This is a genomic window from Stenotrophomonas sp. STEN063, assembly GCF_056854515.1.
In genome coordinates, this window is sequence record NZ_JBXFWF010000002.1 from 125,418 (window position 1) to 144,755 (window position 19,338).

General features: G+C 61.1%; 20 protein-coding genes and 5 tRNA genes. 11 read left to right on the plus strand and 14 right to left on the minus strand.

Annotation, left to right across the window (positions count from 1 at the left end; genetic code table 11):
• Positions 1–21: 21 nt before the first annotated feature.
• Positions 22–909, plus strand: coding sequence for a LysR family transcriptional regulator (locus tag AC1VWL_RS01335; RefSeq protein WP_481533725.1), 888 nt, complete (start codon positions 22–24; stop codon positions 907–909).
• 182 nt (positions 910–1,091) lie between these two features.
• On the opposite strand, the gene AC1VWL_RS01340 is transcribed toward AC1VWL_RS01335, so the two are convergent.
• The gene (locus tag AC1VWL_RS01340; RefSeq protein ID WP_482985474.1) at positions 1,092–1,388 is read right to left on the minus strand and encodes a hypothetical protein; all 297 of its coding nucleotides are present in this window, start codon (positions 1,386–1,388) and stop codon (positions 1,092–1,094) included.
• A gap of 500 nt (positions 1,389–1,888) precedes the next feature.
• Between AC1VWL_RS01340 and AC1VWL_RS01345 the strand changes: the two genes are divergently transcribed.
• The gene (locus tag AC1VWL_RS01345) at positions 1,889–2,566 is read left to right on the plus strand and encodes a response regulator (RefSeq protein WP_482985475.1); all 678 of its coding nucleotides are present in this window, start codon (positions 1,889–1,891) and stop codon (positions 2,564–2,566) included.
• Positions 2,567–2,820: 254 nt separating this feature from the next.
• Complete coding sequence (locus AC1VWL_RS01350) at positions 2,821–2,997, plus strand: hypothetical protein (protein WP_481533722.1); 177 nt, start codon at positions 2,821–2,823, stop codon at positions 2,995–2,997.
• A 58-nt stretch (positions 2,998–3,055) separates the two neighbouring features.
• Here the strand turns inward: AC1VWL_RS01350 and AC1VWL_RS01355 are convergent, their stop codons facing one another.
• Together AC1VWL_RS01355 and AC1VWL_RS01360 are read right to left on the minus strand one after the other, a co-directional pair.
• Complete coding sequence (locus AC1VWL_RS01355; protein WP_481533721.1) at positions 3,056–3,751, minus strand: response regulator; 696 nt, start codon at positions 3,749–3,751, stop codon at positions 3,056–3,058.
• Positions 3,752–4,773: 1,022 nt separating this feature from the next.
• The gene (locus tag AC1VWL_RS01360; RefSeq protein WP_482985476.1) at positions 4,774–6,003 is read right to left on the minus strand and encodes an EAL domain-containing response regulator; all 1,230 of its coding nucleotides are present in this window, start codon (positions 6,001–6,003) and stop codon (positions 4,774–4,776) included.
• 192 nt (positions 6,004–6,195) lie between these two features.
• On the opposite strand from AC1VWL_RS01360, the gene AC1VWL_RS01365 reads away from it, so the two are divergent.
• Positions 6,196–6,699: a hypothetical protein gene (locus AC1VWL_RS01365; protein WP_482985477.1), complete on the plus strand. Its 504-nt coding sequence runs from the start codon at positions 6,196–6,198 to the stop codon at positions 6,697–6,699.
• A 169-nt stretch (positions 6,700–6,868) separates the two neighbouring features.
• Here the strand turns inward: AC1VWL_RS01365 and AC1VWL_RS01370 are convergent, their stop codons facing one another.
• A complete protein-coding gene (locus AC1VWL_RS01370) occupies positions 6,869–7,036 on the minus strand; it encodes a hypothetical protein (RefSeq protein ID WP_482985478.1) in 168 nt (55 codons plus the stop codon).
• Between the two features lie 20 nt (positions 7,037–7,056).
• Between AC1VWL_RS01370 and AC1VWL_RS01375 the strand changes: the two genes are divergently transcribed.
• The 6 genes from AC1VWL_RS01375 to AC1VWL_RS01400 all read left to right on the plus strand — a co-directional run bounded on the left by AC1VWL_RS01375 (position 7,057) and on the right by AC1VWL_RS01400 (position 10,308).
• Entirely contained in the window at positions 7,057–8,535 is a 1,479-nt protein-coding gene (locus tag AC1VWL_RS01375; protein ID WP_482985479.1) for a response regulator, read from the plus strand.
• 779 nt (positions 8,536–9,314) lie between these two features.
• Positions 9,315–9,390, plus strand: a tRNA-Ala gene (locus AC1VWL_RS01380).
• A gap of 51 nt (positions 9,391–9,441) precedes the next feature.
• Positions 9,442–9,517 (plus strand) — tRNA-Glu (locus AC1VWL_RS01385).
• A gap of 134 nt (positions 9,518–9,651) precedes the next feature.
• Positions 9,652–9,727: transfer RNA gene (locus AC1VWL_RS01390), tRNA-Ala, on the plus strand.
• 51 nt (positions 9,728–9,778) lie between these two features.
• Positions 9,779–9,854, plus strand: a tRNA-Glu gene (locus tag AC1VWL_RS01395).
• A 178-nt stretch (positions 9,855–10,032) separates the two neighbouring features.
• A complete protein-coding gene (locus AC1VWL_RS01400) occupies positions 10,033–10,308 on the plus strand; it encodes a hypothetical protein (protein WP_481533716.1) in 276 nt (91 codons plus the stop codon).
• Between the two features lie 298 nt (positions 10,309–10,606).
• Here the strand turns inward: AC1VWL_RS01400 and AC1VWL_RS01405 are convergent.
• Positions 10,607–10,693: transfer RNA gene (locus tag AC1VWL_RS01405), tRNA-Leu, on the minus strand.
• 123 nt (positions 10,694–10,816) lie between these two features.
• Between AC1VWL_RS01405 and AC1VWL_RS01410 the strand changes: the two genes are divergently transcribed.
• Positions 10,817–11,185, plus strand: coding sequence for a response regulator (locus AC1VWL_RS01410; RefSeq protein WP_296246517.1), 369 nt, complete (start codon positions 10,817–10,819; stop codon positions 11,183–11,185).
• A 138-nt stretch (positions 11,186–11,323) separates the two neighbouring features.
• Here AC1VWL_RS01410 and AC1VWL_RS01415 read toward each other — a convergent pair whose 3' ends face one another.
• The 9 genes from AC1VWL_RS01415 to AC1VWL_RS01455 all read right to left on the minus strand — a co-directional run bounded on the left by AC1VWL_RS01415 (position 11,324) and on the right by AC1VWL_RS01455 (position 19,152).
• On the minus strand, positions 11,324–13,699 hold the full coding sequence (locus tag AC1VWL_RS01415) for a Tex family protein (protein WP_481533763.1): 2,376 nt from the start codon (positions 13,697–13,699) through the stop codon (positions 11,324–11,326).
• Positions 13,700–13,813: 114 nt separating this feature from the next.
• The gene (locus tag AC1VWL_RS01420) at positions 13,814–14,029 is read right to left on the minus strand and encodes a hypothetical protein (RefSeq protein WP_282266272.1); all 216 of its coding nucleotides are present in this window, start codon (positions 14,027–14,029) and stop codon (positions 13,814–13,816) included.
• A gap of 125 nt (positions 14,030–14,154) precedes the next feature.
• Complete coding sequence (locus AC1VWL_RS01425; protein ID WP_482985480.1) at positions 14,155–14,601, minus strand: hypothetical protein; 447 nt, start codon at positions 14,599–14,601, stop codon at positions 14,155–14,157.
• A gap of 43 nt (positions 14,602–14,644) precedes the next feature.
• Complete coding sequence (locus tag AC1VWL_RS01430; protein WP_482985481.1) at positions 14,645–15,019, minus strand: YfeK family protein; 375 nt, start codon at positions 15,017–15,019, stop codon at positions 14,645–14,647.
• Entirely contained in the window at positions 15,016–16,083 is a 1,068-nt protein-coding gene (locus tag AC1VWL_RS01435; RefSeq protein WP_482985482.1) for a class III poly(R)-hydroxyalkanoic acid synthase subunit PhaC, read from the minus strand. Before AC1VWL_RS01435 ends, AC1VWL_RS01430 begins: the two co-directional genes overlap by 4 nt.
• Positions 16,080–17,237 (minus strand): class III poly(R)-hydroxyalkanoic acid synthase subunit PhaE, encoded by a 1,158-nt coding sequence (gene phaE, locus AC1VWL_RS01440; RefSeq protein WP_482985483.1) that lies wholly within the window; start codon positions 17,235–17,237, stop codon positions 16,080–16,082. Before phaE ends, AC1VWL_RS01435 begins: the two co-directional genes overlap by 4 nt.
• Positions 17,238–17,291: 54 nt before the next feature.
• Positions 17,292–17,906 (minus strand): CDP-alcohol phosphatidyltransferase family protein, encoded by a 615-nt coding sequence (locus AC1VWL_RS01445; protein WP_296246528.1) that lies wholly within the window; start codon positions 17,904–17,906, stop codon positions 17,292–17,294.
• A gap of 197 nt (positions 17,907–18,103) precedes the next feature.
• Positions 18,104–18,592: an NUDIX hydrolase gene (locus tag AC1VWL_RS01450; protein ID WP_282266280.1), complete on the minus strand. Its 489-nt coding sequence runs from the start codon at positions 18,590–18,592 to the stop codon at positions 18,104–18,106.
• A 53-nt stretch (positions 18,593–18,645) separates the two neighbouring features.
• Positions 18,646–19,152 (minus strand): DUF1249 domain-containing protein, encoded by a 507-nt coding sequence (locus AC1VWL_RS01455; RefSeq protein WP_482985484.1) that lies wholly within the window; start codon positions 19,150–19,152, stop codon positions 18,646–18,648.
• Positions 19,153–19,338 lie beyond the last annotated feature (186 nt).

A 19,338-nucleotide genomic window follows, 5' to 3' on the forward strand; every position in this document is an offset into this window, starting at 1 on the left:
CAGCCGTGCCACACTGCGGCCATGGCACGACGCAACCTCAATGATCTACTGGCCTTCGTCACCGTGGCGCGTGAAGGGAATTTCACCCGCGCGGGTGCGCTGCTGGGCGTCTCGCAGTCCGCGCTCAGCCAGGCCATCAAGGCACTGGAAGAGCGGCTGCAGATCCGCCTGCTCACCCGCACCACCCGCAGCGTCTCGCCCACTCCGGCAGGCGAGCGCCTGTTGCTGGCCATTGGCAACCGCTTCGACGAGATCGAAGCGGAGCTGGATGCACTCACCGAGCTGCGCGACAAGCCGGCCGGCTCCCTGCGCCTGACCTGCGGTGATCACTCGTTGCAGACCATCCTGCTACCCAAGCTGCTGCCGTTGATGCACCGCTATCCCGACATCCGCATCGAGTTCGACGTCAGCTACGCGCTGCGCGACATCGTCGCCGATCGCTTCGACGCGGGTGTGCGACTGGGCGAGAGCATCGACAAGGACATGATCGCCCTGCCGATCAGCCCCAAGGTACGGATGGCAGCAGCCGCTTCACCGGCCTACTTCGACAAACACCCGATACCCAAGGTCCCTGCAGACCTGACCCGGCACAGTTGCATCAACATCCGCTTCGCCACCTCGGGCGGCTTGTACGTATGGGAATTCGAGCGCAACGGCAGGCAGGTGAACGTGCGGGTCGAAAGCCAGGCGGTGTTCAACACCTCGCCGCCGATGGTGCAGGCGGCGCTGGATGGTCTTGGTATCACCTTCCTGCCGGAGGAAGAGTTCGGCGATCACATCGAGCAAGGCCGGCTGGTGCGCGTGCTGCAGAACTGGTGCCCGCCCTTCCCCGGCTATCACCTGTATTACCCCAGCCGCCGCCAGCATTCGGCTGCGTTCGCACTGGTGGTGGATGCGCTGCGGATCTGAGTACTTTCCTGTTGGATACCAAGGCAGAGCCGGCGTGCAGCTACCCGCAAGAGTCCAATTGCATATCGCCGCTTGCGATGGCCAACCCGGGCCCGTCCAGTCTGGATCCTTGCCTGCAGCGCTATCAGCGCGGCAGCGCCTTACTGGTCCAGTACGCCGCCCTGAATCCAAGGCGGCCTGGATCACTTGAAGGCGAGCTTGCCTTTGCTATGGTGACGGCGCACCAGCTCCTCCAGATAGATATCCAACGCAGCCTTGGCGTCCTCGGATGTATCCTTGTGCTTCAACGCCCAACTCAGTCGATCCATCAATACCGGGTCGCGGCAGTCGTCCAGACTGCTCTCATCCCATCGCCGGGCCTTGCGGTAGCGCTTTGCGCGCTCAGCCTGCGATAGCGGCGTGTCGTAAAGCCGAGGCCGGCCTCGTCGTTTCGCTGGCGCCGGCCCGGTTTCGTCCGCTACCCGATGATCATCAACCATGTCCATATCCAAAACAGATCGCGCCCAATCATAGTGTGATACGTCACTTTTTGCGCACTGATCTGCAGAGAACGAAGTCCGTCGCTGGATAATCGTGCAACACCCTTCGATCATGCGGTGATTTCCGCGATGGAACGGGCGAACAGGTTAAACCGACGATCTTCCAGAAGCTGGTCGCAAATTGGCTGCCAGCATCCGTAGAATTGCTTGCAAGATCAACGCATTCGCAAGCAACTAGCGTGATACTTGAAGCAGGTGATTGCCCGCGCGACTGTGCCGCTTCACCCACACACGAGACGAGCTTCAGACTTGTCTTACAAAGCCAATGCATCGAATAGGACCCGTGGTGCTTACTTTGCTGACACTACGCCAATAAAGTAACAGCAGACGCATAGCAAGCCACAGCCTCTTCGCCCCTCATGCCATGCGCCAGCGATGTGCGGCGCTACTGACTGCAATGTAGAGGTTTCTTCCCGTTCAACAACTGAAGCCGATTCGCCATGAAGCCACTCAGCCTCCGCGTTGTCCTCGCGGACGATCACTCAGCCGTGCGTGCCGGCCTTCAGTACGTACTTACCGCTGCCGGCACTATCTCCGTAACAGGTTCAGCGCGCAACTCGACCGAGCTCATGGACGTGCTCTCGCGCAGTCCGTGCGACGTCCTCATCTCCGACTACTCCATGCCGGGTGGCCGCTATGGTGACGGCATTGCGCTGTTCAAACTGATCAAGAAGCGCTATCCGTCAATCAAGATCGTTGTGCTGACCATGCTGGAGAACCCCGGCATCGTGCACTCGCTATTGAGCTTGGGCATCTCCTGCATCCTGAGCAAGTGCGACTCCCTGAATCACCTCATGCCAGCCGTTCACGGCGCCTTCGCCAATGGTCGCTATCTGTCGCCCACCATCACCGAGATCGCCGGCTCCGTCACTGCCGGCAACTCCGGTGTGCAGACACTCACCACCCGCGAACTGGAGGTCATCCGCTTCTTCGTCTCCGGCTTGACCGTCAACGAGATTGCCGAGCGCTTGAGTCGCAGCAAGAAGACCATCAGCACGCAGAAAGGCGCAGCCATGCTCAAGCTTGGGCTGAAACGCGACGTCGACCTGTTGAGATACGGCATCGAATCCGGCTTGGCCGATGCCGAGGCAGGCCCGTCCATTGCACGCGCCTGCTAAACCGATCGTGCGAGGCACGTAGCCGCTGACCTCCAGTCTGCCGCTACGGCACACACGCAACAAAAGGACAGTCCTCCCCCCCCAATTCCGAAGTCTATCGGCCAAGTAAAAGGCAAGATATCTCCGGCTTATTGGGACAGGTCCTATGGCTGCGCTAGGCCGCTTGTCACAACATGAGCAAATTCCTTGTGCGGCGCCAATGTGGCGCTCGCATGCGTGCATTGCTTTTGAGCTGCGGCTGAGAACATACAAAGATGGACAAGAAAACCGCAGACGTAAGACGGCTGCTGATCGATTTCGCGCGCCTATCCACCCTCCAGAAGAATCAGTTCCTGGAGACACTCAACATGTTCATGTACGCCTCACCACAGCGGAGGCGGAAGATCATGCTGCAGTGGGAGTCGGGAAAGAACGGGCTGGACCTTGATTGACCCAGCCCAGGGCTGAGTCAGCAGCCCCCTCCCTTGCAGGGCTCCAATATCAGCATCCTCAACTCTCGCTTGCCTCGGAAGCAGCTGGACTACCCCCTGACGAGGTCACCAATCCGTTTTCCATGGCATAGCGCAGCAAGTCAACATCCTTCTCGATGGACAGTTTCTCCATTGCGCTGGCCTTCTGGGTGCTGATCGTTTTCTTGCTTCGATGCAGACGCTCGGCGATCTCGTTGACCGTCAACCCAGAGGCATAAAGCCGCACCACTTCTGACTCACGGATGCTGAGTACCCCATTAGGATTTCGGCTGCGGCGGTTGAGTTCGATGCCCTGCACCACCTTCTCGATGGTGGGCGAGTAATAGCGCCCGCCGCTCTGTGCTGCGTGAACCGCAGGCACCAGGTGTGTCAGCGCATCCGATTTACTGACGATACACATAACCCCTTGGGCAAGCAGCGTGTGCAACACCGCAGGGTTATCGAGCATCGTCAGCACCACCAGTTTCACCTGCGGGTAGCGCCTGGCAATCATCCCGAATAGCGCGATCCCGTCGCCGAAGTCGCCTGCCGGCATCGCATAGTCGGAGATGACCACATCACATGCAACGCTGCCCAGCAGCGCCATCAACTCAGTTGAGTCCGCCGCTGTCCCGACGAGGTCGAGGGTGGCCACGGTTGAAAGCTCGTACTTCACCCCGGCGATCATGCCCGGGTGATCGTCAGCCAAGATCACCCGGATCTTGAAACCACTCATGGCATGGCTCTCCCTGAAGTGCGCTGGCAGCTGGCCAATCCAGGCTGAGGAGGCATCCCCTACCCTGCGAGGCACGTCAGGACAGAATTTATGTCACATCGCGCTCAAAGACAAAGACTTATGAAAGATATCTGGGGTGGCCTGGCCGGTGCAGGCCCCTTCGGCCAACGGACGCTGCTTTCCCACCCTACCTGCAGCGCCAACGCGTGCTCGGTGCAACCATCTACCTGCACGCTGGAAACGTGGCCGTTCCGTCAATCCCTTTGCTGCAGGAAAGCCGCGACCAGCAACCAGCGGCACTTTCATCCAATGACGTCTGCATGCAAGCCACATTCAGGCGCACTCCAGGTTTCCCTCTGCCCTCATCATTCCGATCCGGCGCGGCGCCAACAAAAAGAAGATTGCGGTCACAGTCCGAACCCGGCGCCGAACAAGCCGAAACGGGCAGGAGCCGGGTTCCGGTCTCAGCCACGAGGCCAGGCTTCTCCCGCCATCTGCAATCTCCATCCCGCCATCACAGCTCAGCGTTGGCGCAACGAGCTGAATACCTTCTTTGAAGCGCGTGATTCATCGAGGGAACGAGGGACCCGCCCCTCCTTCACGATCTCTGGCCAACCCATCGCACCTCTGGGTCGTCTAGCATTCGCGTTCATCAGCCATAAGACTTCTGCATACCATCTGACAATTCAGCGGCTGGTTGCCCGAATCCAACGCCAGCCGAGTAACCCACACTTACCCCACTCGCACGCGGATCCATTATGGGCGCTGTCGGCCATCACACCGATCCAGCCGGATTCGCAGCGTTGAGCTCGGTGGGCCTTGTGGTCGGCGTTACGTCTTGCATCGCATCGACGTGGTGAACGCCACCACGACGCAGAGCGCCGGAACACGAAAGCCCCCGCCTGTTACAGCCGGGGGCTTTCAAGAACACTTGCATCCGCAGTAGCAGCCGATGCAGGGCGCCATAGCTACCCCGCATCGTCCCTGTCATGCACCATGCCAAGGACCCCGTCACCACCACATCAGTTCTGCTCCGCCACGTACTGCACGTAGTCCTTTTTGGTCATGGCCCGCCCGTGCAGATAACCCTGGGTCGTGTGGCAGCCAAGGCTGCGCACCATATCCAGGTCCAGATAACTCTCCACGCCCTCCATGACCACCGTGGCAACCATCTGTCTGGCCATCGCAATCGTGCTGGCCAGCAGGCTGCGAGCATGCGGGTGATCGCGCGCCTCGACCAACATGCTGCGGTTGATCTTCAGTTCATTGAAGGGTACGTGCAGCAACCTGTCCAAGGAAGAATCACCACTTCCAAAATCGTCGATGGCACAGTTGAAGCCACGCAAGCGCAACTGGGTAACAGCCCCGGCAAGCGCTGGATTGCACAGCTCACCGCCATCTTCAGTGATCTCGATGACCACCCGGGCCGGGTCGACGCCAGCATGGTAAGCATGGTCAGCAACGCTTTGTGCCCAGTGCACACCCGTTGCAACCCTTGCCGGCACGTTTATCGCAATCAACAGTGGCGAGCTGGAGTCCTCGGCAGCGATGTGGTCAAAGGCACAGGACAGCATGTAATTGGTAAAGGCTTCAAGCAGCCCGGCGCGCTCAATCGCCGGGAGAAAGTCCGCCGGTGCCAGAACCGAGCCGTCGCGCCGATGCCAGCGCGCCAATACCTCGGCACCACGCAACAGGCCTGTGATGGCACAGTGCTGTGGCTGGTAATACGCATGGATCTCCTGGTCCAGCAACGCACCGCGCAGATCTTCCGGAGAGAACTCCTGCACCGCCTGCCTGCTTGCAACCACGGTTCCCTGCACCTGCGCTGCCAGCTCCAACGACCCAGCGATGATGCCACGGATCTGCTCCGCCTTCAGCGGCTTGCGCAGCGCAGCCACCACACTCAGACCGCGGTGCGTAGCGTACGCCGACGCAGCGCTCAGGATCCGACTTGGCTGACTGCTGATGATGGCCAGACGAGCAGACCGACAACGTTCTGCCAGCAGATCGATGACCTGCAGGCCGGTCAGGTCCGCGGTATCCAGATCAAGGATCACCAGATCCCAGCTGCGGTCCCTCAAGGCCGCGACTGCGCGGGCACCATCCAAGGCAGAGAGTACTTCAGACACCCCTGATTGACGCAGTACTTTGGCCATTGGAACATGCTGCAGTTCATTACCATCAACCACCAGCGCGTTCTGGATCATCTGGGTTTCCGGTCGTGGTGACACGAATTTTGCTAGAGCGTTCATGGGTGCTGTCTCCATGCCAGAAGCGGCGGTATCGGGGAAGAGGCTGCTTTCGATGAAGTCATTGTTCCAGTAGCGCCGCCAGGCCTACATCGGCCTAGTCCGAATATTCCCCCTCATCCCTTCAGACAAGCCCCGGTAGCGGCACTTCTCCCCGCCACAACAGGTAATCCCCAACCGTGAGTTGAGTCTCAAATGGTCTCCGACAACTCGCTGTCGAAGGGCCAGCCAGGCACGCAGCCACCTGCCCGAGCAAATACCTTGAGACTGCTGAGCCGGCACCAAGGCGCGCTGTTCGGTGCAGGCGGCATCATCACGACGCTGATCCTTGGCACGGTGACTACTGTAGTGATCCCCTCGAAGAGGGAATACATTGCGGAGGGGCACGCGAACCGGACCAGTCCTCGTGGCGAGCTGCTCCCCGGCGCCCGGCAACCGAACGCACGCAAGACCGCACTTCTCCCGATCAGCCGCTTGTCTGCGGGTACACCCGCAGACAAGCGCGGCAGATTCGAGAAGAAGGATGTCCACTTCTTCGCAACTGACCCGATCTCGGCTGCCAACCATGGCTGGCAGCTGATCCACACCTTCCCATGGCGGACGATCATCACCGCGTTGCGGCCCACCTTGCTGGCGGACGTCGCGCCTATGCTGCTTGCGATTGGCTGTGTCTGGGCGGTACTGCTTTTGATTGAATGAAAGGTTTTCCGTCCAGGTTATGTACGCTCCGAACGCATCATCGAAAGCGATGATCTCAACCGAACGATGGTAGAGGCCGTCGCATTCGGCCAGGCCTTCCTCACTGCCAATGGGCGAAATCCTTCTTCATAACGGCGTCATGGCGCCATAGTCGGATGCCGTGGCAGATTCAGCACGCCACCTGCATGTTGAATTCTTCGATGCGTTCCGCAAACATGATGTCGAAGCCATGGCTACGCTCGGCATTGAACTGAACATCCAGGCCGCTGCCGGGCCAAGCAGATCGAGCAGGAACTGGACAATGCGCGCCCGGCATCGGAAGCTGCAAACGAGGCAAAGTCGACACTCCTGGCCATCATGAGCCACGAAACCCGCACACCACTCGATGCGATCCTCGGCAATCATGAGCTGCTTGAACGCACAACGTTGACAGTGAGCCAGAGCAATCGACTACATGCGGCCACCTCATCATCCGCTGCCAGGTTGAATACCATCAATGACATTCTGGACTTCTCCAAGGTCGAGTCCGGGCAGATGACGATCGAGTCGATACCATTCGACCTCAAGGAAGTCGCACGACAATGCATCGACCTGTTCTCACCCATGGCCCAAGCCAAAGGGCTGGGAATCGACCTGATTCTGGACGATGGCCTGCGCGCCAATTACCTCGGCGACCCGACTGGAGTCCGTCAGATAATCTTCAACCTGCTCAGCAACGCAATCAAATTCACCGAAACCGGCGATGTCCTGCTTGAGGTTTACCTGAAGGATGATGCCGCTAGCGACTCCGCCATCATCCTCGGCGTCAGTGATACAGGCACCGGCATAAGCGCGGCGCAGCAAGCTACGCTGTTCGGTACGTTTTCCCAAGCCGACTCCACGATCCCTCACCGCTACGGCGGCACCGGGCTTGGGCTTGCACTTTGCAGACACCTGGCGGAGCTGATGCACGGCAACATCCAGGTCAAGAGTGCTCCAGGTAACGGCAGCACGTTCATCGTCACCTTGCCGCTGCAGGACGCCGGAGTTGCAGAACAACCGGAAAGCGCCATGGAGGCAAGTACTGCTGCACAGCAACGCGCTCCCATGCACGTTCTCGTGGTCGACGACCATCCGGCCAATAGGAAGCTGCTGCAGCTGCAATTGGAAGCGCTCGGCTACACCGCCAATACGTTTGAGGACTGTGCCGCCGCAATCGCCACCTTTGCCAATCACAGCTATGACTTGATACTGACCGATCTGAACATGCCGGGCATGGATGGCTTTACCTTCGCCACATACCTTCGCAACCTCCGGGTTACCGCACCTATCATCGCAGTTACCGCACATGCCTCTGAGCGCGATCACGCGCACAGCATGGATGCTGGCATCAACAGCATTCTGATCAAACCTGTTCTGTTTGAGGCGCTGCGAACCACCTTGGCGCAGCTCGGCAAAGGCACACCCGCCGACGCAGGCGCAAAGGAACCCTGGGACATCGCCATCGGGGCGCTGCCACCAGAAATCCACGTTCCGCTTCTGTCCTCTCTGGAGGCATCCGTTGCGGCCATTGGGGAAGCCATGCTCGCCAAGCCAGTGAACAGCACCACCGCGGCCGCCACGGACGAAGTCGAACTGATTGGCAAGCACTTGCATTCCCTACGCGGCGCCTTCGCCTTCATACATGAAACCGCTCTGGCACAGAGATGCGCCGCAATGGAATTGCTACTGCGGGAACACAAGCTGAGCGAGCTGCAGGCAGAGCTGGGAGCGTTTGATCTAGCCGCTCACACAGCGCTGGAGCGCAGACGTCAGAAACCCGCACTTGATATGGATCCAGATCAGCATCGCGTGTGACCACTTCCTTGTCGCAACAACCAAAGTACCTAGGCACTACGCGTTCCCCAACCCGTTTTGGCAACTGCAGGGATCATCAAGCGCTCAGCCGCCTTACCAACATGCCTCATGAACCCTGTTGTCCCAGAAACTCGACATCGCAAAGTCGCGTTTCAACCCTGCCTTGGAATAGGCACGCTCACGCCCCGCTCGAGCCTGCGCGCAGGTGTCGATCTTCGCATTCCCCTGGTTTTGCCGGCGCACACCTTGTGCCCTCGGTCTCGGCGATCGCACCTTCAGTCGCGATTGACGATGCTGCGGGGCCATTCCTTCCGCAGAAACGCCGACAACGTCCTCTGGCCGCAGAGTCCAATGCTTCAGTTCAACGCCCGTGCATGGCGTGGACTGATAGGCATGCTGCTCACCCACCAGGCATTTGTAGACCGTGGGCTCCCGCGCCTCTCCACCCTCAGCGATCAATCCCAGCAGCGTTACCAGAAGCAAGCCTCTCAAGGGCGGCGGTCCTGTTTGTCTTCACGGACTACAAGGTGCCAGACCCCTGAACGGCGGGATGTCCGCTATCCGAGCGTGATCGCGTCAGTGTTCACCGTTGCCTTGCTACTGCAGGCGTTCCGGATGCCACTGCGCATGCCATCAGCGCATCTGAGCTGTTGAGGACGCCCGAGGGCATTTTTCAGCCCCGTCTCATTGGATGAAGAAATTTCTTCACAAATCGCTTGCGGGAAATGTGAAGCCCCGCTATTATTTCTTTCTCGGCAACGACGTAACAACGTTCCACCGGGGCCATAGCTCAGCTGGGAGAGCGCCTGCATGGCATGCAGGAGGTCAGCGGTTCGATCCCGCTTGGCTCCACCAAATCCGGACATTAGGCCGTCTGGATTGTCGACAATTTGATGAGTATAACGCGTCCCCATCGTCTAGAGGCCTAGGACATCACCCTTTCACGGTGGCGACCGGGGTTCGAATCCCCGTGGGGACGCCATTCATCAGGTACAAACGGACCCAGCCGTATCGGGTCTTTTTTTATCGAAGCAATCTTCCCAAGAGATTGCACGGAAGAAGAAAAAGCTTCCAATTTGATAAAAAACCGTTATCATGACGGGCTAGCAACAACGTGGGGCCATAGCTCAGCTGGGAGAGCGCCTGCATGGCATGCAGGAGGTCAGCGGTTCGATCCCGCTTGGCTCCACCAATTCAGGCCTTAGGCCGCCTGAATCTACAACTTGAGATTTGAAGAATACGCGTCCCCATCGTCTAGAGGCCTAGGACATCACCCTTTCACGGTGGCGACCGGGGTTCGAATCCCCGTGGGGACGCCATTTCTAAAAAGCTCCGAGCAATCGGGGCTTTTTTCTTGCCCGGTTTTTGCAGCAATGCAGCCCCGCCCTCGCTGACGGGAAAGCAGTGAGCAGCCAATCAAGCCGTCATCGACAGCCGGCCTGGCTGGTCAGCAAACTGAGATGCTTGAGGCTGCCAGCCAGTGGCTTGGAGAATTCAATGAACATGAAAGCACTTGCCATCCTGCTGGCTGGAGCACTCCTGACGTTCGCCGGGACCACACTACACGCCAACCATCTCTTTGCCGAACGCTCGCAAGTACCCGACCAAGCCAAGGGAGAGATCATCGCGTTCAAGGTGAAAGGATCGGATCGCACGGCTTACATCACCCGCAGCGATCAACTTCAACACTGGACGATTTTTGGCGCCGGGATTCTATTGTTCCTTCTGGGCGCAAAAGGCGGAGCCCTGAAGCGGAACCGCGCACAGCCCTGAGATTGGCAGCGCCAACGCGGGCAACACCATCCTTTTTGCGCGAGCAGCGCAAGCCGCGAAACCCAGGCTTCAGCAGATGAGTGACATCACGTCCGCTTCCCCTTTGTACTGCAAGCTTCGCCACCTTCGCTGTTTCCGCATTGCAGCTGAAGCTTGAAGTGCTGCGGGACAACTCCTGCCGAGCATGGCTCGGCCCTACACGCCAGGCCTCTGCAGGGGAGCGATGCGACTCGCAAACCCGCACGCGCCTGACAAACTCCGGGCAAAGAAAAAGGCACCCAAGGGTGCCTGTTTTCTCTGGTGCCGAAGGGGGGACTCGAACCCCCACGCTTTTAAGGGCGGCGGATTTTGAATCCGCTGCGTCTACCGATTCCGCCACTTCGGCTGGCAGGAGCGGAATTATAGCGGAGCTTTGTCTACTTGGGCAGGCCTTGGCTGAAAAATTTTTGTGTAATGCCTGTTTCGGCGACTGGCTATACTTCGACCGATCCAGATACAGGGGAAAACGATGGGCTCGCTCGAAGGTACGAGGGTGCTGGTCGTGGAGAACGACGAGTTGAATGCCATGCTGCTACAGATGCAGCTGGAGATGGAAGGCATGCTGGTCGGCGGCGTAGCTGCCACGGTCAGTGCTGCCCTGCAGATGATCGATGAGCTGCAGCCCCAGCTTGTGTTCCTGGACTATTGGCTGGCATGCAATGAGAACAGCAGCCCGGTTGCCGAACGCCTGAGGCAGCGCGGGATCCCGTTCCTGGTCGCCACCGGGATGGAAATCGATCAGCTGCCTGCAGTGTTCGATGCCGGCGTGAAGCTGTCCAAGCCTTACACCGGCGCCGATCTCAGCCAGGCACTGCAACGCGCACTTGCTCCGGCTTGAGATTCCAGGTTTGTGGGAGCGGCGTAAGCCCCGAAGCAGATGGATCATCGATCGGCACTGATGCCCTGAACTTCCGCATTGCCAGCTTCGCGGCTTACGCCGCTCCCACGAGATTGATGGAGCTCTGCGGCAGCTGACTCAGCTGCCGCGTTTTGCCCTTGCGAATGCATCGGCCAGCGCATTGTTGGCCGGCGCCGCAGACACTGCCGATCGGCCGCCGCCATTGCCGGGATTGCGCTGACCGCGCTGATCCCGGTCGCGCCCGCCGCCAGCAGCACGCCCCTGCCCTGCACCACGCTCGTCACGCTCTGGCTTTTTGGCCGGTGCAGGTGAATCTTCCAGGCGTCGGGTCAATGCGATGCGCTTGCGCGGCACGTCCACCTCCAGCACCTTGACCTTGACGATGTCGCCCGCCTTGACCACATCGCGCGGATCTTTGACGAAGGTGTCGGACAAGGCGGAGATATGGATCAGGCCGTCCTGGTGCACACCGATATCGACGAACGCACCGAACGCGGCAACGTTGCTGACGACGCCTTCGAGGATCATGCCTTCACGCAGGTCCTTGATGTCTTCAATGCCCTCGGCAAAACGTGCGGCCTTGAACTCCGGACGCGGATCCCGGCCTGGCTTTTCCATCTCCTTGAGGATGTCGCGCACGGTCGGCACGCCAAACTTGTCGTCGGTGAACTGCTCGGCCTTCAGGCTGCGCAGGTAGCTGCCGTCGCCCAGCAGCGCCTTGATCGGCTTTGCGGCGGCAGCGACGATGCGCTCGACCACGGGATACGCCTCAGGGTGAACCGCCGAGGCATCAAGCGGCTCGTCACCATCTGCAATCCGCAGGAAGCCGGCGCATTGTTCAAAGGTCTTGTCGCCCAGGCGCGGCACTTTCAGCAGGTCCTTGCGGCGCTTGAACGGGCCGTTCTCGTCGCGGTGACGAACGATGTTCTCGGCTACCGTCGCCGACAAACCCGAAACCCGGGTCAGCAACGCAGCCGACGCGGTGTTCACGAAAACGCCGACGGCATTGACGCAGTCCTCGACACGCGCATCCAGTGCCTTGGCCAGGCGAAACTGGTCGACGTCGTGCTGGTACTGGCCAACACCAATCGCCTTGGGCTCGATCTTGACCAGTTCGGCCAGTGGATCCTGCAGGCGGCGCGCAATCGACACCGCACCACGCAGCGACACATCCAAGTCCGGGAACTCCTTGGCGGCAAATTCGGAGGCCGAGTACACCGAGGCACCGGCCTCGCTGACCACCACCTTCTGCAGCTTGGGATTGGCACAGGCGGCGATTGCCTCGCCTGCCAGCTTGTCGGTCTCGCGGCTTGCAGTGCCGTTCCCGATCGCGATCAACTCGACGTTGTGCTTGATGCACAGCTGCTTGATCGTCTGCAGCGACTGCTCCCACTGCCGGCGCGGCTCGTGCGGGTACACCGTATCGGTGGCCAGCAGCTTACCGGTGGCATCGACGACGGCGATCTTGCAACCGGTGCGGATGCCCGGATCCAGTCCGAGCACCGCCTTGGGACCGGCTGGCGCTGCCAGCATCAAGTCCTTCAGATTGTCGCCGAATACCGCAATCGCCTCAGCCTCGGCTTTCTCGCGGGCCTGGTTGAACAGGTCCAGCAGCAGGTGCATATGCAGCTTGGCGCGCCAGGTCAGGCGGCAGGCGTCCAACAACCAGCGATCGGCCGGGCGCTCCTTGTTGGCGATGCCTGCGTTGAGCGCTACCCGACCTTCCGCATACTGGTGGCCGGCTTCGGCGTCGCTGCCCGGGTCCAGTTCGAGGAAGATGAACTCCTCGCGGCGCGCACGGAACAAGGCCAGCAGGCGGTGCGAAGGAATCTTCGCCAATGCCTCGGCATGATCGAAATAGTCACGATACTTGGCGCCTTCGGCCTCCTTGCCCTCGGCAACGCGGGCACGGATGATGCCGTTCCCCGCCAGCCAGTTGCGCAATTCGCCAACCAGCGCAGCGTCTTCACCCCAGCGCTCCATCAAGATGGCGCGCGCACCTTCCAGTGCGGCCTTGGTATCAGCAACGCCCTTTTCAGCATTCACAAAACCGGCGGCGAAGACCTGTGGGTCCAACATTGGATCGCCGAGCAGGCCATCGGCCAGAGGCTCCAGCCCCGCCTCGCGGGCAATCTGCGCACGGGTGCGGCGCTTCTGCTTATAGGGCAGATACAGATCTTCCAGACGCGACTTGGTATCGGCGCCCATGATCTGCTCACGCAGCGCATCGGTCAGCTTGCCTTGTTCGTCGATGCTGGACAGCACGGCGCGGCGACGATCTTCGAGTTCGCGCAGGTAGGTCAAACGACTTTCGAGATTACGCAGCTGGGTATCGTCCAGACCGCCAGTCACTTCCTTGCGGTAGCGGGCGATGAACGGAACGCTGGCGCCCTCATCCAGCAGCGCGATGGCCGCCTTGGTCTGAGTAGTTTCTGCGCCGATCTCGTCGGCGATGGTCTGCGCGATCTGCTGCGCGAGCTTGATGTCTTGCATTGCCGGTGCGGTAGCCACAGTGACGGAAGCTGCCATTCTGGCAATGCGCGCGCCCGGGGGAAAGCCGTTGACAGCACGCGCCGGACCTGCCGCCCGGCGCGCGCGCCTGAATACTCAGGCCAGATGCTGATACAGCCGTTGGCTGGCGACGTCGTCACGCAGGTCTTCCAGCACCATGACCCGCATCGAGCCCCTGCCGGAGACGTTCATCGTCCGTTCTACGTAAATTTCCGGGCCATGCTCGGTATCTGCGCGGGTTTTGCTGAAGCCGTACGGCAACACACCCTTATCGCCATCCTTGCTGCCACCGATATAAAGAACAATTGCCATGGTGGTTCGTGCTCCTGTTGGATCTGTAACAGGTGCAACGATACGCGGGGTCACGTTACAGAGATGTACATAAAAGGTTGTCGTTTGATGTCAGCATTCAGCGCGCCGGCTTCAATGACTGCATTTCAGGTACGGCCAGGCCACCAACCGCGGCCATGCATGGCGTAGTAATCCGCCGCACGCTCGAACGGATTACGTACGCTCACACCGCCGCACAACAGGTAGACCGGCAGGAACAGCGGCCCCAGCACCAGGTATTGGAAAACATGCGCACGCTCGTGGTCGCCCAGGCGCACGCGCGGGTGTTCGCAGCGGCCAGCGCGGTGCTCATAGGTCTGGCACAAACCATCCAGGTCGTCGCCGGTGTGCAGGATCACCATGCCAAAGGTGATCGCCCCTCCCGGCCCCCACGGCCAGCGCCGGAATACCAGTGCGCTTTCCCGGCGGCTCCAGTACAGGCGTGCGCCAGCGAGGCTGCCGAGCGCACCCGCGATCAGGCCAATCAAGGTATTGGGCGAGGTCCAGATCCCGCCCAGAATGCGCAACCACATCGGCGCCATTTCGAGTCGCATGAGACTCAGGCCTGTACTGCTGATCTGGCGGCCAGCACGGACATCAGCGTGCCGGGGTACGCAGTTGACGCAGCTGCTGGAGGAACCACGCCGAGGCATCCTGCTCTTGCGCGCCGCTGCAGGAGACCTTGTACGCCTTGCCGCTCATGCTGCTGCGGCTGGCGGCCCGCTCGATGAACTGCTCACTGCTGTCGACCATGTCGCGCTTGAGCAGGTAGTCGTATTTGCGCTGCAGATGACCACGTGCAGCCGCCGCGTCATACCAGCTGCCATTGCGCTGGAAGCGGCAGCCAGAGGTTTCCAGCGCCTGCATCAAGCCACTGATCTCACGCTGGGTTGCCGCACTGGGGGCAGCACCGGCCGGCAAGGCAATCAGCGTCATGCTGGCAGCGAACAAAAATCTGCCGATCAGCTTCATGCGCGTTTACTCAACCAGTCGTTGATGGCACCGGGCACTTCACGCTGCGCGCGCCCGGAAACATAGATACCGATGTGGCCACCGCGGAAACCGAGCTCGGTGTAATCCGTGCTGCCGACCTGCCCCCGCATGGCCTTGGATGCAGCCGGCGGTACAAGGTGGTCCTGCTCGGCGTAGATGTTGAGGATAGGCATCTGTACCTGGGCCAGATCGACCGTTTCCTCGCCGATGCGGATGCTGCCGTTCATCAGGCCATTGGCCTGATAGAACTGCTTGACGAACTGCCGGAAGGTTTCGCCTGCCAGATCGGGGGAATCGAAGATCCACTTCTCCATGCGCAGGAAGTCCTCCAGGGCCTGCTTGTCGTCGAGGATGTCCATCAAGCCCACGTACTTCTGCACGTTCAAGCGGAACGGCTTGAGCATGAGGTAGCTGGCATTCATCAGGTCGGCCGGGATATTGCCCAGGGTATCGACGAACAGGTCCACGTCCACGTGCCGCGCCCAATGCGAGAGCATGTTGTCCGCGGTATGGAAGTCGACCGGCGTCACCATGCTGATCAGGTTCTGCACCTTGTGCGGGCGCAGCGCGCTGTAGCACAGCGCGAATACGCCGCCCTGGCAGATGCCGAGCAGGTTGACCGGCGCACCATCGCGCTGTGCACGCAGGTGATCCACCGCACCGTCGATGTAGCGCAGCAGATAGTCTTCCAGGGTCAGGAAGCGCTCGGAACGATCCGGGTAGCCCCAGTCCAGCACGTAGACATCCTGGCCAAGCGCCAGCAGCTTCTGTACCAGCGAACGACCGTCCTGCAGGTCGACCATGTAGGGCCGGTTGACCAGCGCATAGACGATCAACAACGGCGGCTTGCCGGCATCGGCTTGATCGCTGACGAAGCGATACAACTTGACCTTGCCGTCACTCCATACTTCCTGGCGCTCGGTGACGCCATAATCCACGTCTTCGACACCGGGCAGCAGCTTCAGGCCATCGACCAGCTTGCGTTGCCACTGCAGGGTTTCCTGCAACAGGTCATCGTTGCCAAAACCCAGCGGGCCCTTCATTTGGCACTCCTGCGACGGGCCGGTGCGGACTTCGGTTTGCTGGCACCCACTGCCTTCCTGGCTGCCGGCTTCCTGGCGGCCGGCTTGTTCGCCGTGACTTTCTTCGGCGCAGCCTTCTGCACGATTTCTTTCACAGCCTTCCTGGTGGCTTTCTTCGCCGTTCTCTTCGTCGCCCGTTGTGGCGCCGGCTTCGCTGGCTTGGCAGCTGTTTTTCCTGCCGATGGCTTTGCCGATTTATCCGCCGACTCGGGCTGCGCTGGTGTGCTGGTCTGCTGGGCTGCCGCCATCAAGCGCCGCACCTGCCGTTCCAACTCGGCGATGCGCCGATGCGCCGCGTCCATCTCCGTGCGGGTAGGCACGCCCATCGCGTCGCAGGCACGTTCCAGTTCACTCTGCGACGCTGCGCGCAGACGCATCTGGGCATTGGCGAGCTCACCATAGATGCGCTGGAAATCTTCGGAAAGCGCCACCTTGGCATACGCTTCTTCGGCGGCATCAATCCACAGATCGAACATCGCCCGCGCACTGGTCAGCTGACTACCAGGCATTTCATGCTCAGCCAGCTTGGCCTCGAAACGTTTGAAGGCATCGTCCAGAACGCTGCGGATCGTATCCACATAGGCTTCGGCACGCGCCTGGTAGTCCTGCTGGATCTTGAGCAAGGCCTGCCACCGCGCCTGATGCTCACGGGCTGGACCGAATGCCGGTGCATTCAACCAATCGCCGCCACCAAAGCCACTTTGTGCGGCCTTGGCGAATTCACGCAGCCAGGGTTGATCGTTCAGGGCATTGCCACCGCGTGCAGCACCCAGCATCCACTGCAGCAGATCCTCGCCCCGCCCCGCCTGCACGGCCTCACGCCACGCCCCGGCCACTTCCGCCGCCGAGGTATCACGACCGGCAAAGCGTGCGGCCACCTGCTGCATCATGCCCAGCCAGTCGCCAGCCTGATGCTGGAACCGGGCGCCCAGCGCCTGTACTTCCGGGGGGGTATCGGTACTGACCAGGCGGGTCCATTGGGCAATGCTCTCAGCCCATGGAAAATCGCCGCCTGCAGCTGCGCCCTGGCCCTGCATGGCCTGTGACCATGCCTCCCAGGCAGCGCGCATGCTGGCCTCGAAATCCGCGTTGTCGTTGTTGCCTGCCGCCGCCATTGCCTTGCTCCCGGGATGCCCGGTGATGATAGCAATGCGACCGCCCTACCGGCGTCAGGGTTTGGGAATCCGCAGGGTCTTGCTGATCATCAGCGAGCCGGACAGTGCAAACAGCAGCACCAGCGGATGCAGCTGCCACGGGCCCAGCTGCCAGCTGCCGCCCCACAGCGCCGGGCCGATCGCATTGAAATGGGCCGCCAAGGCCAACACGATGACCAGCGCCAGACTGGTCGGAATCGGCGTGCCTTCGAAGTACGGCACCTTGTCGGATTCACCGGCGATCTCCTCGGCGGTGACGTTGTAACGCGCCAGCCGGCTGACGCCGCAGCAGACGAAGTAGCTCAGGATCAGCCAGTCCCAACCGCCCTGCATGCCGCAGGCATAGGCCAATGCAGCCGGCGCCACACCAAAGGAAATGATGTCGGCCAGCGAATCCAGCTCGCGCCCCAGCGTGGACGAGGACTGGCGCCAGCGCGCAACCCGGCCATCCAGCGCATCAAAAATAAACGCCAGCGGGATCAAGGCCATGCCGAACATCAGGAAGCCGCGCTCGCCGTCCTGCAGGAAGCGCATCGCCGCGAACACCGCGCCGGTGCCGCAGAACGCGTTGCCGAGGGTGAACCAATCCGCGAGCTGGAACTCACGGAGCATCGAGAAATGGCGTTTCATGGGAACTCACGGTGCATGGACCGCAACAGGGTACCGCGAGCACCTGAACAGTGGACAGTACCCGCGCCTGGCCAGCTTGCCCGGTGTGCGACACGCCAGCGCTGGACCCCGACACGTTCGTGTCCGGATCGCTCCATCGGCCTCGAAGCCAGTGCCGCTCGCCGGAGCTGCCTACATGACACCACTGCAGCAAGCCATTACAGGCGCGTGTAACTCCAGGACTGCATGCGCCCGTCGCGGTACGGCATTACGCCATGGAACGGGCGCGGGTCCGCGTCGAACACCAGTGGCAGGAAGTGGCGGTCGCCCTCCCACAGCGGCAGCGATTCCAGCTGGTCGACCGCAACCCACTCCAGCGTGCCCTCCCGATTAACCTCCATCGGCGTGCCGGTGTAGTCGTCGATGACGAAGATGAAGGCGAACCAGTCTTCGCCATTCTTGCCGAAGCCCGGCCAGCTGATGCTGCCGCGCAGGCGCGTCGTGCCGCATTCAATGCCCGCTTCCTCGCGGATCTCGCGGTGCATGCAGGCAAGGATGTCCTCATCGGCCTCCATCTTGCCGCCCAGCCCATTGTACTTGCCCAGGTGCATGTCACCGGGCCGGGTGTTGCGGTGGATCATCAAGGCCTTGCTGCCATCGGCAGACAGCACATAGCCGAGCGTGGCCATAATCGGGGTGTACGGCATAGCGACAACCGGAACAAGGGGGCGTGCAGTATGACCGATGAACCGCTCGCGCCTCAGCCGGGCATGACATCCATGCGCCGGATTGGCACGACGGTCTCATCGACACGGCGCAAGGTGGCCACGCCGTGGCCGCGCTCGGCCAGATATTCCAGCCATTTCCCAAGGAAGGTGTTCATGCGCATGCGGTGGCTGATCAGCGCCTCCGGCGGCGGATACATGCCCATCACGTCCTGCCAGCGTCGGCCCACGTAGCAATGCGTGGTTTCGGCCTGACGCGCATCGCGGTACAGCCGTACGAATGCCGATGGATCCGGCTCGCCAGTGACCGGATCGCACAGGTCGTAGGTCATCCGCAGTTCCACCGTGTAGCGGTGGCATTCGATCACATCCAGACGCAGGTCCAGACCATCGCCGATGCTGGAAAGGTGGCTGCCCACCTGCAGCCGATCCGGCGCGAACAGCCGCATCAGGTGATCGTGGTTTTCCGCATACAAGCCCATCAGCCAGCCGAGACGGCTGAGTCTGGGGATGCGATCAATGCGGGAAAGTGCGCCTGCCATGGGCCGATCCTACACGCCGAGGCATGCAAGTGGCATCACCGGTAGTGCCGGGCCATGCGCGGCAGGGGCTTTACCCAGCAACCCACCTGTAGTGGGGGGGGGGGGGGCGGGGGGGGCGGGGGCGGGCTCCGCCCGGCGCCGGGCGGCCGGGCCCCCCGCGCGGCGGGCGGGGGGCGGGGGGGGGGG

Bases quoted from the DNA above. Each gene is read 5' to 3' on its own strand.
- AC1VWL_RS01360 (WP_482985476.1), bottom strand. From the start codon at position 6,003: ATGAACGCTCTAGCAAAATTCGTGTCACCACGACCGGAAACCCAGATG.
- AC1VWL_RS01435 (WP_482985482.1), bottom strand. From the start codon at position 16,083: ATGAAGGGCCCGCTGGGTTTTGGCAACGATGACCTGTTGCAGGAAACC.
- AC1VWL_RS01445 (WP_296246528.1), bottom strand. From the start codon at position 17,906: ATGAAACGCCATTTCTCGATGCTCCGTGAGTTCCAGCTCGCGGATTGG.
- AC1VWL_RS01415 (WP_481533763.1), bottom strand. From the start codon at position 13,699: ATGCAAGACATCAAGCTCGCGCAGCAGATCGCGCAGACCATCGCCGAC.
- AC1VWL_RS01375 (WP_482985479.1), top strand. From the start codon at position 7,057: ATGAGCCACGAAACCCGCACACCACTCGATGCGATCCTCGGCAATCAT.
- AC1VWL_RS01340 (WP_482985474.1), bottom strand. From the start codon at position 1,388: ATGGTTGATGATCATCGGGTAGCGGACGAAACCGGGCCGGCGCCAGCG.
- AC1VWL_RS01355 (WP_481533721.1), bottom strand. From the start codon at position 3,751: ATGAGTGGTTTCAAGATCCGGGTGATCTTGGCTGACGATCACCCGGGC.
- AC1VWL_RS01420 (WP_282266272.1), bottom strand. From the start codon at position 14,029: ATGGCAATTGTTCTTTATATCGGTGGCAGCAAGGATGGCGATAAGGGT.
- AC1VWL_RS01345 (WP_482985475.1), top strand. From the start codon at position 1,889: ATGAAGCCACTCAGCCTCCGCGTTGTCCTCGCGGACGATCACTCAGCC.
- AC1VWL_RS01365 (WP_482985477.1), top strand. From the start codon at position 6,196: ATGGTCTCCGACAACTCGCTGTCGAAGGGCCAGCCAGGCACGCAGCCA.
- AC1VWL_RS01410 (WP_296246517.1), top strand. From the start codon at position 10,817: ATGGGCTCGCTCGAAGGTACGAGGGTGCTGGTCGTGGAGAACGACGAG.
- AC1VWL_RS01335 (WP_481533725.1), top strand. From the start codon at position 22: ATGGCACGACGCAACCTCAATGATCTACTGGCCTTCGTCACCGTGGCG.
- AC1VWL_RS01425 (WP_482985480.1), bottom strand. From the start codon at position 14,601: ATGCGACTCGAAATGGCGCCGATGTGGTTGCGCATTCTGGGCGGGATC.
- AC1VWL_RS01450 (WP_282266280.1), bottom strand. From the start codon at position 18,592: ATGCCGTACACCCCGATTATGGCCACGCTCGGCTATGTGCTGTCTGCC.
- AC1VWL_RS01400 (WP_481533716.1), top strand. From the start codon at position 10,033: ATGAACATGAAAGCACTTGCCATCCTGCTGGCTGGAGCACTCCTGACG.
- AC1VWL_RS01455 (WP_482985484.1), bottom strand. From the start codon at position 19,152: ATGGCAGGCGCACTTTCCCGCATTGATCGCATCCCCAGACTCAGCCGT.
- AC1VWL_RS01350 (WP_481533722.1), top strand. From the start codon at position 2,821: ATGGACAAGAAAACCGCAGACGTAAGACGGCTGCTGATCGATTTCGCG.
- phaE (WP_482985483.1), bottom strand. From the start codon at position 17,237: ATGGCGGCGGCAGGCAACAACGACAACGCGGATTTCGAGGCCAGCATG.
- AC1VWL_RS01430 (WP_482985481.1), bottom strand. From the start codon at position 15,019: ATGAAGCTGATCGGCAGATTTTTGTTCGCTGCCAGCATGACGCTGATT.